Below are 14,805 nucleotides of genomic sequence, written 5' to 3'. Positions count from 1 at the left end.
AACAACGACCTTAAGGTGGTTATTGCGGCGGGGCTCACCTCTTCCCATCCCGAACAGAGTAGTTAAGCCCGCCTGCGCAGATGGTACTGCAGTTATGTGGGAGAGTATGTCGTCGCCTTTCTTTTAAAAACCCTATCCAAATCGGATAGGGTTTTTTGTTTTATATAACTTTTGGTTGTTGGCTTTTTTAAACCATATAAGTGATGTAAGTTCATTTTAAACTTACTTGGCGATCCTTGCGTAAATCCTTGCGTGCTTTGCGGTTAAATATACTAGCTGTATTTTTTTGGTAAATGATTCAATAGGAATAAAATTGAAATGATGAAATGCTTATATTTAATCAATGAAAAGAGTTGCTGCTCTATTGAAGAAGCTCGATAAACGAACATAATAAAATACAAGTTATTCTTTATGGATACAATACTTTGGGAGAAAGTTTTGGAATTTGACTTTGATTATCCAACTGGTCAATATGGGTTTTCGACACGATTAGCGCTTGAGAATCATTGGACGTTATATTTTACACAAAGTGCTATACTGGAGTACAAAAAGTTTATGTTTCTGGCGGCAACGAATAATGAAATGGTTTCACCTTCGGAAATTGTGGATATTGTTTGGCATCAACACTTGATTTTTACTAATTCTTATTCGGATTTGTGTAAATTGCTTGGCAAAAGGATTGAACATATCCCGTCTACTCATAACCGAATTGATTTTGAAAAATTTAAAATCGCAAAAGAGAGAACTACAGAATTGTATGAAAGTCTTTTTGGAACCCAGTCTAGGGAGATTTGGCATTATGAAAATGAATTAGATTCTTTAAACTTCGACAAAAGCAAATATGAGATTTCGAAGCTCAGAAAAATGTTTTTGTGGTATTCTATATTTCTTGCTTTCCCAATTTGCTGGATTATTTTTCCAGTTTTAATACAAATCCAGAATCCCCATTTTTTACTATTTTATATTTTGTCTTTCGGATTGATTATTCTCTTTCTGGAATTTTATATCAGAAGGAGTTTAATTTCGTTGTACGAGAATATTAAATCAAATTCAATTTTAAGAAACCTCACTGCTTTTGAATTGGTCTTTTTTAAAGAAAACAAATTGGAAGTTGTAGTTCATGGTGTGGTAAACAATTTAATAAAGAATAAAAAAGTTATAATTTTAACGAATGGCAAATTACAATTAATCGATGAAGATGTTGTTGATAATGCATACGAGAATTGTATCATCGAAATCATGAAAGAGTATGATACCATGTCCTATAAGTTTTTATGTATAGCAGCCATGCAAAAGCCAATTTTCGAACAATTGCAAAAAGGAGTTTATCGAATCAGGGAAAGAATTAGCAGCTCAAAAGAATTTATATCGGTGATGATTTTATCGATGATTGTTTTAGGATCATTATTAAGTATTCTTTTTAGTAGATTCATTGCGGGAATCTGGAGAGATAAACCTGTAGTTTTTTTATTGTTAGCAATTATTGCCATAGTTGTGATCACTTCTTACTACTTAGACAGGATACTAAATTTAATGTTTACTAAAATTATACCTTCGTATTTTATAGCAGAAGTGCGGGAAAGCAATAAAAATGAAACTAGTTGGGAGTGGAATTATTTCCTTTATGGAAATGTGATTCTGGCAACCTCATTTGTACCTATAACAAATTATGATTCGAGTGTTTCTTGGGCTAATAATTCGAGTAGTTCGGGATCAAGCAGTTCTTCGTGCGGAAGTTCCTGTGGAAGCTCGTGCGGTGGTTGTGGAGGGGATTAAGAGAACTGGAAGGCATTTGTTACTACATGCCCGGCCAATATAAAACATTAAACTTATGACCATCGGGATCTGAAAAGCAGAAGGTATAACCTTGTTCGTAGTTTTGTGGTTCTGAGAAAATTGTTCCGCCGGCTTTTCGAACTTTTTCAGCCCATTGGTCTACTTCTTCTTTGGTGTTAGCAGAAAGCGAAAATATAACTTCACTTTGAGTTTTCCAATTTCCGATTGCTCCATTTATATCCGTTTCTAGTTTTGATTTTTTGAAGAAATTAATGATGAATTTGTTTTTACCGAAATTGAAACTTGCATTTTCATCGGAACTATGTTTATTGTTTGATTCAAATCCTAGTTTGATATAGAATTCATTTGTTACTTTTAAATTGTCTGAGGCTAAATTTGCCCATATCATTTTAGTTTCCATTTTTAAAGTTTTAGATTCATTAGAAAAGTAAAGTTATGCAATTTAATGTTTTGAGTTGTTGTATCTAAGTTTTAGTGGTGTTTTGCTTTTATAGGCCTCAATGATACTATTTTGGTTGGAATTGTTGCTTTAGCGTAAATCCCAGTTTTTAGCTTTTAGAAAAGCACGGCAGTTTTTACAAAAGTCTTTTTCCTGATCGATTGGATTTCCTCCCTCGGCGTCTCTCATGAGGCAAGTTTTGACCTTACAATGTGGTAAACCTTCAGTATGGCCTAACTCGTGTAAAACCACTTTATAGAATTGTTCTTTTTTATTTTTATCCGATAATCTGAAATCGGAAACAACACAAGCGCTTCCGGGATGATAACCTAATCCCATAATACCCCAATCCTGATGGTTGTCTTTTGTTGTACTGATGTCTTTATGAGATAGTCCGACAATAACGGAATCTTTGCCAACTTTTGTCTTTAAATTTTTAATAATACTGTCGGCACGAAATCTGTTTCTGGGCTGGTAATAAGAACCTGAAGGAAAGTCTATCGATTTTCTAAGTACCACGTTTGGATTGATTTTTCTAATTTTTTCTAATATCTCATTAGCCGAACTTACTTGGAAGTTTCCCAAGGGCTGCAAAACAATAATCTTTGGATGTTTTTCTGTCTTTGCCTTTTCACACGAAAGGAGAGTAAAAAAGCAAAATAATAACACTATTTTATTCATGGTTTGCATTTTGTGTGGTGGCTTTTTTTAGATATTTTATGTACTTGAAATGCTTTGAAAAGTGGGGTTGCTAATTGTTGCAAGATTGATGAAATCGTACTATTTTGAATTAAATTGATTTAAAGCAGGATGTAATTCCTGTTTAGAAAAACGTATTGATAGTTGCCTTGTAAGTTTGTCCAATGGGGATTTTGTATTGATTAATTAAAATTCGGTTTCCTTCAATTTGTTTGATTTTGTTTTTAGCAACAATAAAAGATTTATGGGTTCGAATAAAGTTGAATCCGACAAGAAGTTCTTCCAGAGTGGATATTTTTTGAGGACTTATAATCATCTCTTCCTTTAGATAGATTTTAGAATAATGTCCGTACGCTTCAATAAATAGTATGTCTTCAAAATGAATTTGGTGATGTTTTTTATTGCCTTTTATGAAAAATCCAGTTGCAGTATCGGACTTCGTTTCGGGTGTATGTAGTACGGATTTAGTATTCTTGTCTTCTATAGTATTAATTGTTTTATTAATTGCTTTTACAAAACGTTCAAAGCTAAAAGGTTTTAGTAAATAATCAGAAATATTAAGTTCGTAACCTTCTAAGGCAAACTCTTTGTAAGCAGTGGTAACTATTATTTTTGGTGGATTAACCAGTGTTTTCAAAAAATCAAAACCGGATAATTTAGGCATGTTTATATCCAAAAAGAGTAAGTCGACCGTATTTTGATTTAAAAACGGCATGGCTTCAAAGGCATTATAACAATTCCCTACTTTTTCCAAATGCGGTAAATTGTTGCTAAAGTTTTCAATAATACGATGCGCTATAGGTTCGTCATCTATAATTAAATAATGAATCATGTCGTTTTTATTATTAGAGATAGTTTGTAAATCGTGCCTTTAACTTCAATTTGCATTTTGTGTTTGTGCGGATACAACAATTCTAAACGTTGTTTTAAGTTTTCTAATCCAATGCCCCTATTTTTATTAGATTCTATTCTTTCAAAATTATTTTCGATCTCAAAATAAATAGTACCGTTGGTCATTTTTAAATCAACATGAATATAGGCATTTTCTGTTAAGCTTTCTACACCATGTTTAAATGCATTTTCCAAAGGAATGATCAACAGCAATGGAGCAATTTGACCCTTTTTCTCTTGTGAACAATTAAATTGAATGTCGACTTTTTTTTGATATCGTATTTTATGTAAATCAATATAACTTTTTAAATATTCAATTTCGTCCTGTAGTGGCACAAAATCCTCTTTCCCCATATAAATGGTATAGCGCATTATGTCGGATAATTTTAAAACAACACTTGGTGCGTCATCTGATTTTTCAACAACTAAGCCATATAAATTATTTAAAGTATTGAAAAAGAAGTGTGGATTAATCTGGCTTTTTAATAGCGATAATTCGGCTTTAGATTTCTTTGATTCCAAGGTTTTTAGCCATTTCCATTGCTGATAGAACCAATTTAAAGTCAACGCAAAAAAGGGAATGGTTAAGATGATTTTAATTTCTTTTTCTTGTTGCAGATAGCTGCTTGTGTCCTCGGCATAAATTCTTATATAATAGAAATAACCTAAAGCCAAAATATAGAATACGATGGTAAGTAGGGCATGTTTTTTAAAATATAGCGGCGCTAGTATCGAAAAAAAACTCAGCCCTATGATTACGAATCCAACAAAAGTAATTGGGTTATCGGCTATTTTGGAATTCAGGTCATTGATTATGATAATGAAAAAAAGAAGAAGCAATGCGAACAGCTTTAAACAGGTTGTTCTATTTTGTTTTAGAAACGAAAAATAATAAATAGGCAGTGAGATTAACAACCAACTAAAAATGAAACTCAATGTGTTTGTCAATACTTCTGAATTTTCAATATGGATAAGTTTAAAATACAACAAAGCAACAACGATAATTCGATGAATTAACAATCCGTAAAGGAATGCTTTATATTTTTTTAGAAATTTTATCATGTTTCAAAAGTATGAATTATTGCTTTTTTTCTGGTACAATTTGCATGAACACATTAAAAAACAGCCTAAACATTATTTTTTTCGACTTCAAGCCGATTTAAGTGTATAAAACAATTGTATGTGGCGAGTACTGATGTGTTGGTGAAAAATGTTTTATAAGCTTTTGGTTCCCTCTTATGTTTGCGGGAAATTATATCAATTAAACAAAAGTATTATGAAAAATTATTTTAAAATCGTGTTTTTAATTCTATCATTTGCAATGACGCAAAATAGCACTGCACAGGACCTTAAAAATGGACTAAACACAAAACAGAAAGATGCTATTCTATCAGGGATAAAAAGCAATATAAAGGAATCCTATGTTGATTTAGAATTATCAAAAAAAATGATAATTGAATTGGATAAAAATTCAAAATCTAACAAGTACAAGGAGATTACAAGTCCTGCTGAATTTTCTAAAGCGGTAACAAAAGATCTGCAAAGTGTCAGTAATGATTTGCATCTTCTGGTTCGATTTGAACCACAGCGTAGTGCTCAGAATAAACCAGTGATTAAAGAGGAAGAGCAGCAAAAAAGAGAAAAAATGATAGCCCAGAAAATGGCAGAAACGAATTATGGTTTTAAGGATGCCAAAATACTGGAGGGGAATATTGGTTATTTAAATTTACTTCAGTTTGCAGATATAAAATATGCAGAAGAAACGGCTACTGCGGCAATGAATTTTTTAAGTAATACCAATGCGATTATTATTGATTTGAGAAATAACGGAGGTGGCGTTCCCAGTATGATGCAATTGTTAGCGAGTTATTTTTTTGACGAAACTCCGGTTTTATTGAGCGATTTCTACGAACGCAAGACGGATACCAAAACGCAATTGTATACGTTTGCAACCGTTAAAGGAAAACGTAGTGTAAACAAACCGGTTTATATTCTAACAAGTGCACATACATTTTCTGCTGCCGAGGCTTTTACTTATACGCTAAAACATTTAGGTAAAGCAATTGTTGTTGGTGAAATCACAGAAGGTGGTGCTAATCGTGCCAAAAGAATTAACTTAAGTGATGGGTTTACGATTTCTGTTCCCTACATCAAAGCAATTCACCCGGTAACAAAAACGAACTGGGAGGGGAAAGGTGTGCAACCCGATATTAAAACAATGGGAAAAGATGCTTTTGTATATGCTTACATCGATGCGGTCAATAAAACTGTTACAGGAAGTAAAAATGGTATTTTAAATAAAATTGGTTATGCCCTTTTAAGCGAAAAATCTTTTGATGATGCTATAATTGTATTTCAGGAAAACACAAAGTTATTTCCAACAAATGAAAATACCTGGGACAGCTTAGGCGAAGCGTATTCTATAAATAAGGACAAAGAAAATGCTTTAAAATCGTATAAAAAAGCGCTTGAATTAAACCCAAATTTAGAATCGGCAAAAGAAATGGTTCAAAAATTAGAAGCTATTAAGTAAAATTGAAAAAAGAGTTCTATTTATTGGGTTTAGATATTGTGCTACGAAATATAACTTTTGATAAAGTACCAAAAAGCTCCTCAAGAAATTAAGGAGTTTTTGGTATTCAATTTATAAAAAAGTCCGAAACTTGACTTTTAGACTGTTAAATTATGTAAATGAATGTGTTTTTTTTCTAGTAATGCTAATGCTTCACTAGCTATTTCGTCTGTTAATCCAACAGTAGCGCTTGTTTGAATTAAATTCATTTTTAAAAATTCCGGCAAAGAGTTCAGCGATTTATCATCATCAATAATAATAAAATCTTCAAAGACAGTATTGCTGTTAAACCAATTTAAGATCTCCTCTTTTCGGCTCGAATGATTTGTGTTTTCAGTAAGACGAGTAATTTTGTTGGTCTTTAGTTTTCTTATGGCAAAGATATTTTTCCATTCTGCTACTGAATAATTAGATTTGTGGGAAGTAGTCAATACAATATCAGCACTTGTTTCAGAAATGATTCTCTGAAGTGCCTGAGTTGCCCTATGACTAAATGCAGGAAAACCATCGCTTAAAAATTCAGGTCTCTTCCAGGAGTTAGCAGGAACCATAACGCCATCTATGTCTAAAAAGATTAACATGAATGCAAAGTTACTGTTTTATTTAATTATTTCAATTATTCTTTCGATCGTCATGTTGTTGAGTTTAGCGTCTATCTTGTTGAATTGTTGTATTTTATATTCTGTATCCCATTCAGTTTCGGTAAAAACAACTGTTTCCCATTCATGTTCGATCGTTGCTAATGTTTTTGGATATTTTGAGTTTTTAATTTCAACTTTTGCAATTAATGAACTTACATATCGATGATGTCCGTCAATTATTAAGTGATCACATGTTTTTATATTGTCAAACTTTATTCCATTTGCCATTTTCTTATAAATTCTATTTATTATAGGAAGAGAAAGCTTCTGATGGGTCGGCTTGAATTGTAAATAATTAGTAGCTAGAAATGTCTTGATCGCTTTTTTAGTAATTGTTTTCAATATTTATTTGCTTATTTTATTATTTGTCTGAAAAACCTTGTGTCAATTTATAGCTATTCCTAATTTTAAAAGTAATGTTATTCTTGTTTTGTGTGAAAAGGAATTGCTTTTTGAAGGGATCATTTTTATAATAGTTTAAAAATGAGAGGAAAAATAAAAGCGTAAAAAAAACTCCTCAAGAAATTAAGGAGTTTTTGATAATCTTACGAGTCATTGTCTATAGGAGATTCTTATTCTGTATTTTTTCAAATATGGTGTTTAATACTTCTTTCATGTCTTTTGGTGTATTTTCGCCGCTTTGGTTGGTTATAATAAATACACCCATATTGTATTTTGGGAGTATGTAAATGAAACATTGTGATCGTGGAACTCCTCCGTGATGCATGTAGATTTCTCCCATTTTTTCGTCTTTTAGCACTCTCCAGCAGTAGCCTGCGCTAAATTTTTCATTGACTTTTACCAATCCTCTGTGAGATTCTGCTACATCGGCATTGTTTTTTAATTGGTATTTAATGTATTTTATCATTTCGGGAACTGTTATTTTTACGTTTGCAGCAGCACCCCATGGTAATTTCTGATTCGGAAGAGTTATAGAAGGATAATCACAATGGTAACCAACGGCAAGATTTTTTTCTTCTTTTTTCGATAGAACGAGTTGGACAGGTTTCATCTCAGCGTTTTTAGAATAGTATTCTTTTAACAGTACATCGAATTTTTTGTTGTATGTTTTTTCAAGAATAAGAGCCAAAAGTTCAATTCCTGCACTTGAATAAGAAAAGTTAAATCCCGGAATAGTGTCAATTTTAATGGTATGTAAGTCTCTCAAAAAATCTTTTTGAGTATAGTTTACCAGAATATCATTCATCTTTTTTGGTGTGTCTATATTGGTAAAGTCTTTTATGATTGCAGTCAATTCCAATGGGATCATATTGGGTAAACCACTTGTGTGCGTTAATAAATCCTTTACGCGAACAGGAGAACCGTTAAAACTTAAATTTGGATAGTCTTCTGTTAAGTATTTCTGAACAGGATCATCAAGGTTTATTTTTTTATCTAAAACTGCTTTTGCTACTAATGTTCCTGTGAAGGTTTTACTCAAAGAGCCAATTTCATAAATAGTTTGATTAGTGGGTACATTTGATTTGCCTTTTTCTAGCTCACCGTAATGTCCAATAAATTCTTGGCCTTGGTATACCATTCCGATTGATACCGCATTAATGAGTGGTTTTTCGACCATTTTATTTGCTGTACTATCAATCAGGGATTTTAGAGGAAAGGTTGTCTCTTTTTCGTTTTTTATTTTCAATGAAGTTTGTGCTAAACAGAATAAAGGTAGTAGTAAAAAAATAAGTAAGTTTCTTTTTTTCATGATTTCTAGATTTTTGTGTTGTTAGTAACTGAAGACAAAGGTGCTTTAGAAATATTCGTTAGGCGACCGAAAGAAAATACTCGTACCAATTTCTGTTAGTGAAATTGGTACGAGTATTTATTGAAAACGTACGAGTAGTTACAAACGACTCATAATTAGGGGTTTTAGCTATTTATTTTAAAGTCCATTTTACAAAATTAGTCATAACCTCGGGCCAATGTTCTTTATCGTAATCCGGTTGTCCGTTTTCTTTTCTTTCATAAAAATTATGGTCTAAGCCTAAATATCTTTTATAGGTTAAGTTGTTTTTTGAATTTTGAATGTAAAACAAAGGAACCAAATCACATAAATCAGCTGTGGTATCATTTGTTCCGTAAGCCAGATAAGTAGGGATTTTTATTTTTAACCAATCGTTTACCAAGGGTCTTGAGAAAGATTTCCATGCCAGCAAATAAGGTTTTACCTTCACACTATCCGGTGTGTATGCATCCCGATACATCTGGTAGGTTTCTTCCATGTTTTTATCTGCTGTTTCCCAAGTGATTGCTTTACTTTCGGCTGCTTTTCTTTCTTCTCGCAGGAGCTGGTCAATTCTGCCAAATGGATTTGTGCTGAACAAACCTAAGTGGGTAACCTTTTTATTGTTTAAGGCAATTAGTGTTGCCACTTTAGAACCTTGGGAATGCCCTGCAACGATAAGTTTTGAATGGTCTACCCATTTCTGTTGCTGCAAAAAATGAATCACTTTATTGGCTCTGCTTTCGTAATTTTCTAAATAGTCCGCTTGTTCATAGGCGAGGGAGAGGGCTCGCGGCTCACTTGAATCCGGAACATAACTAAAAGAGGAATTGAGGTCTTTTTCGTTAGCAATTACCGGAGTCTCCGGCATTGAAATTACGATAAGATGGTAGTGTTTTTTTATTTCAGCAAAGTCAAAATTAGTTATACCGCCACCGTACATCCACATCTCTTCTTTTTCAGGTTTAATAAACAAAGGGATTGGTAAAGAACCCTGACAGAATAAAAAGATTGGTTTTTTCTCTTCCAATTTTGTGTCAATTACAATAAAATTAATCGTGTCTTTTTTCTCCTTTAAAGAAAATAAAATAGCCTGATTGTTTATGATCTCTAATTTTTGTGCAAAATTTAATTGAGTGAAAATAAACAGAATTAATGTGATTTGTAATTTTTGCATAATAGCGTTTTCTATGGTTGTTTTAGATTAGTTAATTTTTTTGTTTATTTCTATGCAGTAGATCCGAATTGTTGCGTATTATTTTTTCGCAGGTTTTGTATAATTTAGTGATCTGAAGTTTGCTGTTTTTAGTGTTATTTGAGTTTCTCTTTTCGGGTTCAGACAAATAAAAAGCGGGAAACTCCTTTGAATTTCCATTGCTAAAATAAAATTGGGTCTGAAAATGATTTGGGATATCCAGATAGGTTTTTGCTCCATTTTCTAGGATTACAATCGGAAGCACTTCTTCTTTTGAGATTTGATCGATAGTTTTAGCATCCAGTTTTAAGAAACCGCATTGATCAAGTAGCAAAGGCTGATAGGTAAAATTCATATCTGTTAGTTGTAGATAACACTTAGAATTTTCCTTCCAAAAGAGGTAAGCCTCAAACATATTTGTCAAGTAAGTCTCTTCCTTTTCTCTCTTTCCTTCAGAATCTTCATAATAAGTCGTAACGTTAGCATAGCGACTATTGGTCAATACTACATAATCAGTAATCTGTTTTTCATGCATGATCTCGCGTGCTTTAGTGACAGAAGCTTCCAAGCCGTTTACTGTTTTTTGACTTTGTACAGTAATTGAAACCAGAAATAGAAATAACAATAAAGCTCGATTCATTTTATAAGGTCTGCGTTGTAGTTAGTTTTTCGTTTCAATCTTTTAAAGTCTTAAGAGTTTTTTTTCAAAGCCGGTAATGTTCTTTTTAAATTGTATGAATGATGGTGATTGGATTGTTAGTGTTTAGGAAAGACTAAAGTAGTATTTTTTTTTACTTCGGATTTGTCTTTTGTTTTTTAAAGAATTTTGCCGTTGACATACTTTATGGTTACTAATCATTATTGGTATAAAACACAAAATGACGGAATTATCGATGACTTAGTTATTGGGTCGAAAAGTAGAGTTTTAAAAATGAAGAAGCTATGTTTCTTTAGTTGAGGAAAGGAAAACAGAAAGCAGGATCAAAGTAGATTCTGGTAAAATTATCCTAATTAACATAAATATTAAGAAATAGATTACGCTTGGTAATTATCTTGGCTCAGTTAAAATTTAAAATAATCTATTAAACTAAATCAACTCACAAAAGTTTATATAACGGTTGATTTTAAAGTTATAGAAAAATTAACATTCAATACCATTATATTTTTGTGATCCTTATGAGTCTGTTTACGAATCATTTTTTGCAAGATTTGAAGAGATTATCTATATTTAGTTGATTTATTTATCGACAGATTTTTTTATTTGCGATATATATTATTAGCTAAATAAACCATTAGTAAGATGAAATATTTAATTGTAATATTCTTGTCATTTAGTATAACAGGATATGGATTGGAGTCAAATAAACTAGGAATTAAAATATATTGTGTAAAAGAAGGTTTTAAAAACTCATCTAAAAACTGCAACTATTGTTTTGATGTAAACACCGTTGAATTAGATGAAAACCCGATTTTAGATGAAAATGATTTCGAAAATTTTTATTGGAAAAATCAACAAATCATACTTAACTATTCAGGAAAACAAAAATTAAAGAAAATCAAAATTGAGCTTAGTGGACTTCCTGTTGTAATGGTTTTAAATAATAAAAGAGTTTACGGATTTTGGTTTTGGAACATGTTTTCTTCTTTTGGCTGTGATAGAGTCTATACTTATCCACAAAATGATTTTAAGATTAGATTTGGATTACCAACAAACAATGCTCTTGGAGAAGATCCGAGATTTAATAAAATTCTGGAGAAATACGTAAGGAATAAATATAAACAAGATTAGTAATAAGCTGTTATATTGATACCATTTTGTGGTAAGTATAACCTAGTTAGTTGTCAGGTGTAAAACTATATTAAAAAAAAAAATGAAAAGGAATTTGCGAACTTTTCCAATATTGATTACCGAGAGGTTTACACTTCGGAAACTTTCAAAAAAGGATTCCGAAGAAATTCTGCTATTGCGTTCGGATGCAGAAACAAATAAATTTCTTGATAGGAAACTAAGCAAAACATTAGATGATGCCTTAAGTTTTATCAATAGTATAATTTCAAATGAAAGTGATGAGCTTTTTTATTGGGCAATTACAAAGACTGGCGAGGATAAATTAATTGGTACAATTTGTCTATTTGACTTTTTAGTCGATTTAAAGAAATGTGAAATTGGATATGAACTCCTTACTGAATTTTACGGTCAAGGATTTATGATTGAAGCGATCAGAAAGGTTTTAGAATACACAATTAATACGCATGGATTAAAAATGATAGACGCACATACACATAAAGATAATCAAAGCTCTACTAAACTTCTTCAAAAATTAAATTTTAAAAAAATGGAAGATATAATCGAAAACAATCCAAATGTTATTTTATTAAGATTGACAACTTAAATTGATGTAACTTCTTGCGGGTCAAAGAGTTTTTTCTGGAATAACTGTTGTGTAAGCGAGAGATCTTGCTTACACCATTAGACAGAGCTGATTTATTTTTTTACCAAAACGCCAACTTTTACATCTGATTCATTTTAATTAGCTATGCACTATTAAAAATATAAGGATAAAAAAACTCCTTAATTTCTTAAGGAGTTTTTTGGTGGGATGTCAGGGATCACAACTGAACACTTAATTCCAATTTTGACTTTTTTTGATGGCTTAAAGTAGCTTATATGATGTTTTAAACCCTATTGAGCCCTCTATTAATTGGTATATTATTGATTTAATTAAAAATGTTTGTCATTTTCTTTTTGTAATAGTAATAAATTATCTAATCGTGTGACCACATCTGTCCAAAGTTTGTCTTTCATCGTTTTTCTAAAATATCCAAAATGGTCAATCTTTTTCAGTCCAAACTCACCGGGCGTTAGTTCAGTAAAACTTATTTCTTTTTCACTCTTTACATTCCTCCAAAAAGCATTTGTATTTTTTGCATTCGAAATCGTATCGTCTGTTGCATAATAAACGTGTATAGGAAACTTGAAATTCTTGAAATTTCCTGTTGGAACTGTTTTACCGTAAAAGTTTTTGTCGAAGAAATAATCTTGCTTTTCTAGCCAATCACGCCATTCAGACACTACTTTTTTAGGGAGATTTTCCATTAATCCATATGGTTTAGCCTTTACAAAACCAGTAAGTAAAGCACTGATTGGCGAAAAAATATAGAAGAAAAAATACGCTTTCATCCTGTACCCAAAAGGCATATTGGGATAATAACCTGATGAAACAGCAATATTAATGTTTCCTATTACATTAGCCAAATCATTAACGAAACCAATTTGCTGTCCGCCAGCACTGTGTCCAATAAAGAGGAAGGGCAAATTTGGAAATCTATTGTCTAAATATGCTTTTATGGCAGGCATATCTTTTGTTCCATAATCTGAAAATTTAATATTGCTGTTTTTGAGATTATCCGTTTTTTTGGTTCCTCGATAATTCCAAAGGCAGCACAAATAGCCGTTTTCAGCTAAGTAAGTCAAAAATGACAGATAAATTTTTTCTGAAGTACCAGTTCCGCAATTAAACTGCACTACTGCTTTAGGATTATCTGGTATGAATAAAGTACCATTGAGTTGTGTTCCGTCTTTACAAATGGTTTCAAAATTTTCTGTTTTCATAGTGTTACTTTTATTGCTAACAGTTTATGGCTTGACGATTCTTTAGTTTTTTTGCACAACTAACGAATCGACAAGCCAATGGTTTAAATATATCAAAATATTCGATACTAGAGGTTAAGTCCCACTATTATAAACTGATTTTTATCTTTTAACTATGCTAAAAAAGCCATATCCTCTTCTGTTATTTGAATGTCAAGGGCAGCTATGTTTTCTTCAAAATGTTTCAATTGGGAAGTACCCGGAATTGGCAGAATCAAATCGTTAAAATGCAACAGCCATGCAATATTTAACTGAGCAGTACTTATCTTATATTTTTTGGCAATTACAGCTATTTTATCATCGTTTTTTGACAAAGAGTTTAGCAGAGACCAAAACGGAACCATCGTAATATTATTAGCAATACACAAAGGCATCACTTCCTGCAGTCCTCTGGTTTGCATGCCGTGCAACTCGAAACTTGTCCTTTGCCCGTAACCAAAAGCATTTTCCACACTTACAATATTTCCCATAGATAATCCAATTTCCAATTCTTCAGGGCTGACATTACTTAATCCAATATGCAGAATTTTCCCTTCTTTTTGCATATCAAACATGGTTTGTAAAGACTCTTTAAAAGGGGTTTCAGAATTAGGCATTACTCTAAAATGAACTAATGAAAGCTGTTCTAACTTCAATGTTTTTAAATTTCTTTCGATGCTTGTTCTTAAATTTTCCGGAGTATCAAATACGCACCAGCCTTTATCCGGAGTTCTTCCAGCCCCCACTTTAGTACAAATCAATAAATCATCATTGTACGGATAGAGTGTTTCTGCAATGAGTTTGTTTGTGATGTCATCACCATAAAAATCTGCAGTGTCCAGAAAGTTAATGCCTTTGCGACTTGCAGTTCTTAATATTTCTAAAGCTTCGTCTTTGTTTTTTGGTTCTCCCCAAACAAAGTCGCCAGGTAGTCGCATCGTACCATAACCCAATCGATTAATAGTAATAGGATTGTTGGTGTTTGCTCCGATTGTTATTGTCTTTTTCATCTTATTATCTAATTTTTAATTGTGCAAAATTCAGAGAAAAGCAAAATGAATATGTATCTAAATCTATTTTTGTTGTAACCAAATCTTTAGAACTAAGTACTCCATCGGTTTCCAAGAAATTGAAGATTGAAATCTAACTACAACAAAAGTCGATTGGGCTAAATTCAAACTGCTGTTTATCCGTATTTTTGAAATAGAAAT

Annotated in this window: 15 protein-coding genes and 1 rRNA gene; 5 read left to right on the top strand and 11 right to left on the bottom strand. The window is 31.9% G+C overall.

Annotated features, from left to right (window positions below; all coding sequences use genetic code 11):
* Positions 1 to 11: 11 nt before the first annotated feature.
* Positions 12 to 121, top strand: a 5S ribosomal RNA gene (gene rrf, locus ACHRV5_RS18775).
* Between the two features lie 290 nt (positions 122 to 411).
* Positions 412 to 1,776 carry a hypothetical protein gene (locus ACHRV5_RS18770; RefSeq protein ID WP_395427782.1) on the top strand — a complete coding sequence of 455 codons (1,365 nt, stop codon included), beginning with the start codon at positions 412 to 414 and terminating at the stop codon, positions 1,774 to 1,776.
* Positions 1,777 to 1,798: 22 nt separating this feature from the next.
* Here the strand turns inward: ACHRV5_RS18770 and ACHRV5_RS18765 are convergent, their stop codons facing one another.
* From ACHRV5_RS18765 to ACHRV5_RS18750, 4 genes are all read right to left on the bottom strand, one after another.
* Positions 1,799 to 2,197 (bottom strand): VOC family protein, encoded by a 399-nt coding sequence (locus tag ACHRV5_RS18765; protein WP_395427781.1) that lies wholly within the window; start codon positions 2,195 to 2,197, stop codon positions 1,799 to 1,801.
* Between the two features lie 129 nt (positions 2,198 to 2,326).
* Positions 2,327 to 2,917: a Zn-dependent protease gene (locus ACHRV5_RS18760; RefSeq protein WP_395427780.1), complete on the bottom strand. Its 591-nt coding sequence runs from the start codon at positions 2,915 to 2,917 to the stop codon at positions 2,327 to 2,329.
* 142 nt (positions 2,918 to 3,059) lie between these two features.
* Positions 3,060 to 3,767 carry a LytR/AlgR family response regulator transcription factor gene (locus ACHRV5_RS18755; protein WP_395427779.1) on the bottom strand — a complete coding sequence of 236 codons (708 nt, stop codon included), beginning with the start codon at positions 3,765 to 3,767 and terminating at the stop codon, positions 3,060 to 3,062.
* Positions 3,764 to 4,888 carry a sensor histidine kinase gene (locus tag ACHRV5_RS18750; RefSeq protein WP_395427778.1) on the bottom strand — a complete coding sequence of 375 codons (1,125 nt, stop codon included), beginning with the start codon at positions 4,886 to 4,888 and terminating at the stop codon, positions 3,764 to 3,766. The genes ACHRV5_RS18755 and ACHRV5_RS18750 overlap by 4 nt, the downstream gene beginning before the upstream one ends.
* Positions 4,889 to 5,102: 214 nt before the next feature.
* Between ACHRV5_RS18750 and ACHRV5_RS18745 the strand changes: the two genes are divergently transcribed.
* Entirely contained in the window at positions 5,103 to 6,359 is a 1,257-nt protein-coding gene (locus ACHRV5_RS18745; protein WP_395427777.1) for a S41 family peptidase, read from the top strand.
* Between the two features lie 137 nt (positions 6,360 to 6,496).
* Here the strand turns inward: ACHRV5_RS18745 and ACHRV5_RS18740 are convergent, their stop codons facing one another.
* The 5 genes from ACHRV5_RS18740 to ACHRV5_RS18720 all read right to left on the bottom strand — a co-directional run bounded on the left by ACHRV5_RS18740 (position 6,497) and on the right by ACHRV5_RS18720 (position 10,603).
* Positions 6,497 to 6,979 (bottom strand): HAD domain-containing protein, encoded by a 483-nt coding sequence (locus ACHRV5_RS18740; RefSeq protein ID WP_395427776.1) that lies wholly within the window; start codon positions 6,977 to 6,979, stop codon positions 6,497 to 6,499.
* An 18-nt stretch (positions 6,980 to 6,997) separates the two neighbouring features.
* Positions 6,998 to 7,267, bottom strand: coding sequence for a hypothetical protein (locus ACHRV5_RS18735; RefSeq protein WP_395427775.1), 270 nt, complete (start codon positions 7,265 to 7,267; stop codon positions 6,998 to 7,000).
* A 331-nt stretch (positions 7,268 to 7,598) separates the two neighbouring features.
* The gene (locus ACHRV5_RS18730; RefSeq protein ID WP_395427774.1) at positions 7,599 to 8,750 is read right to left on the bottom strand and encodes a serine hydrolase domain-containing protein; all 1,152 of its coding nucleotides are present in this window, start codon (positions 8,748 to 8,750) and stop codon (positions 7,599 to 7,601) included.
* A 172-nt stretch (positions 8,751 to 8,922) separates the two neighbouring features.
* On the bottom strand, positions 8,923 to 9,945 hold the full coding sequence (locus ACHRV5_RS18725) for a hypothetical protein (RefSeq protein ID WP_395427773.1): 1,023 nt from the start codon (positions 9,943 to 9,945) through the stop codon (positions 8,923 to 8,925).
* A gap of 31 nt (positions 9,946 to 9,976) precedes the next feature.
* Positions 9,977 to 10,603 (bottom strand): hypothetical protein, encoded by a 627-nt coding sequence (locus tag ACHRV5_RS18720; RefSeq protein ID WP_395427772.1) that lies wholly within the window; start codon positions 10,601 to 10,603, stop codon positions 9,977 to 9,979.
* A 660-nt stretch (positions 10,604 to 11,263) separates the two neighbouring features.
* Here ACHRV5_RS18720 and ACHRV5_RS18715 point away from each other — a divergent pair.
* Together ACHRV5_RS18715 and ACHRV5_RS18710 are read left to right on the top strand one after the other, a co-directional pair.
* Positions 11,264 to 11,752, top strand: coding sequence for a hypothetical protein (locus ACHRV5_RS18715; RefSeq protein WP_395427771.1), 489 nt, complete (start codon positions 11,264 to 11,266; stop codon positions 11,750 to 11,752).
* A gap of 82 nt (positions 11,753 to 11,834) precedes the next feature.
* Positions 11,835 to 12,356, top strand: a complete 522-nt coding sequence (locus ACHRV5_RS18710; protein ID WP_395427770.1) for a GNAT family N-acetyltransferase — start codon at positions 11,835 to 11,837, stop codon at positions 12,354 to 12,356.
* Between the two features lie 329 nt (positions 12,357 to 12,685).
* Here ACHRV5_RS18710 and ACHRV5_RS18705 read toward each other — a convergent pair whose 3' ends face one another.
* Positions 12,686 to 13,576: an alpha/beta fold hydrolase gene (locus ACHRV5_RS18705; RefSeq protein WP_395427769.1), complete on the bottom strand. Its 891-nt coding sequence runs from the start codon at positions 13,574 to 13,576 to the stop codon at positions 12,686 to 12,688.
* A gap of 152 nt (positions 13,577 to 13,728) precedes the next feature.
* Positions 13,729 to 14,604 carry an aldo/keto reductase gene (locus tag ACHRV5_RS18700; RefSeq protein ID WP_395427768.1) on the bottom strand — a complete coding sequence of 292 codons (876 nt, stop codon included), beginning with the start codon at positions 14,602 to 14,604 and terminating at the stop codon, positions 13,729 to 13,731.
* Positions 14,605 to 14,805: the final 201 nt, after the last annotated feature.

Origin of the sequence: Flavobacterium sp. FlaQc-52 (assembly GCF_044007495.1) — a bacterium.
Classification (GTDB): domain Bacteria; phylum Bacteroidota; class Bacteroidia; order Flavobacteriales; family Flavobacteriaceae; genus Flavobacterium; species Flavobacterium cupriresistens.
Note: the sequence above shows the minus strand (reverse complement) of the source record. Positions and strands in the feature narration are given on the sequence as shown.

Excerpts from the sequence above, each read along its gene's own strand:
- ACHRV5_RS18750 (WP_395427778.1), bottom strand. The coding sequence starts at position 4,888 with ATGATAAAATTTCTAAAAAAATATAAAGCATTCCTTTACGGATTGTTA.
- ACHRV5_RS18715 (WP_395427771.1), top strand. The coding sequence starts at position 11,264 with ATGAAATATTTAATTGTAATATTCTTGTCATTTAGTATAACAGGATAT.
- ACHRV5_RS18720 (WP_395427772.1), bottom strand. The coding sequence starts at position 10,603 with ATGAATCGAGCTTTATTGTTATTTCTATTTCTGGTTTCAATTACTGTA.
- ACHRV5_RS18735 (WP_395427775.1), bottom strand. The coding sequence starts at position 7,267 with ATGGCAAATGGAATAAAGTTTGACAATATAAAAACATGTGATCACTTA.
- ACHRV5_RS18725 (WP_395427773.1), bottom strand. The coding sequence starts at position 9,945 with ATGCAAAAATTACAAATCACATTAATTCTGTTTATTTTCACTCAATTA.
- ACHRV5_RS18700 (WP_395427768.1), bottom strand. The coding sequence starts at position 14,604 with ATGAAAAAGACAATAACAATCGGAGCAAACACCAACAATCCTATTACT.
- ACHRV5_RS18760 (WP_395427780.1), bottom strand. The coding sequence starts at position 2,917 with ATGAATAAAATAGTGTTATTATTTTGCTTTTTTACTCTCCTTTCGTGT.
- ACHRV5_RS18740 (WP_395427776.1), bottom strand. The coding sequence starts at position 6,979 with ATGTTAATCTTTTTAGACATAGATGGCGTTATGGTTCCTGCTAACTCC.
- ACHRV5_RS18765 (WP_395427781.1), bottom strand. The coding sequence starts at position 2,197 with ATGGAAACTAAAATGATATGGGCAAATTTAGCCTCAGACAATTTAAAA.
- ACHRV5_RS18745 (WP_395427777.1), top strand. The coding sequence starts at position 5,103 with ATGAAAAATTATTTTAAAATCGTGTTTTTAATTCTATCATTTGCAATG.
- ACHRV5_RS18755 (WP_395427779.1), bottom strand. The coding sequence starts at position 3,767 with ATGATTCATTATTTAATTATAGATGACGAACCTATAGCGCATCGTATT.
- ACHRV5_RS18730 (WP_395427774.1), bottom strand. The coding sequence starts at position 8,750 with ATGAAAAAAAGAAACTTACTTATTTTTTTACTACTACCTTTATTCTGT.
- ACHRV5_RS18705 (WP_395427769.1), bottom strand. The coding sequence starts at position 13,576 with ATGAAAACAGAAAATTTTGAAACCATTTGTAAAGACGGAACACAACTC.
- ACHRV5_RS18710 (WP_395427770.1), top strand. The coding sequence starts at position 11,835 with ATGAAAAGGAATTTGCGAACTTTTCCAATATTGATTACCGAGAGGTTT.
- ACHRV5_RS18770 (WP_395427782.1), top strand. The coding sequence starts at position 412 with ATGGATACAATACTTTGGGAGAAAGTTTTGGAATTTGACTTTGATTAT.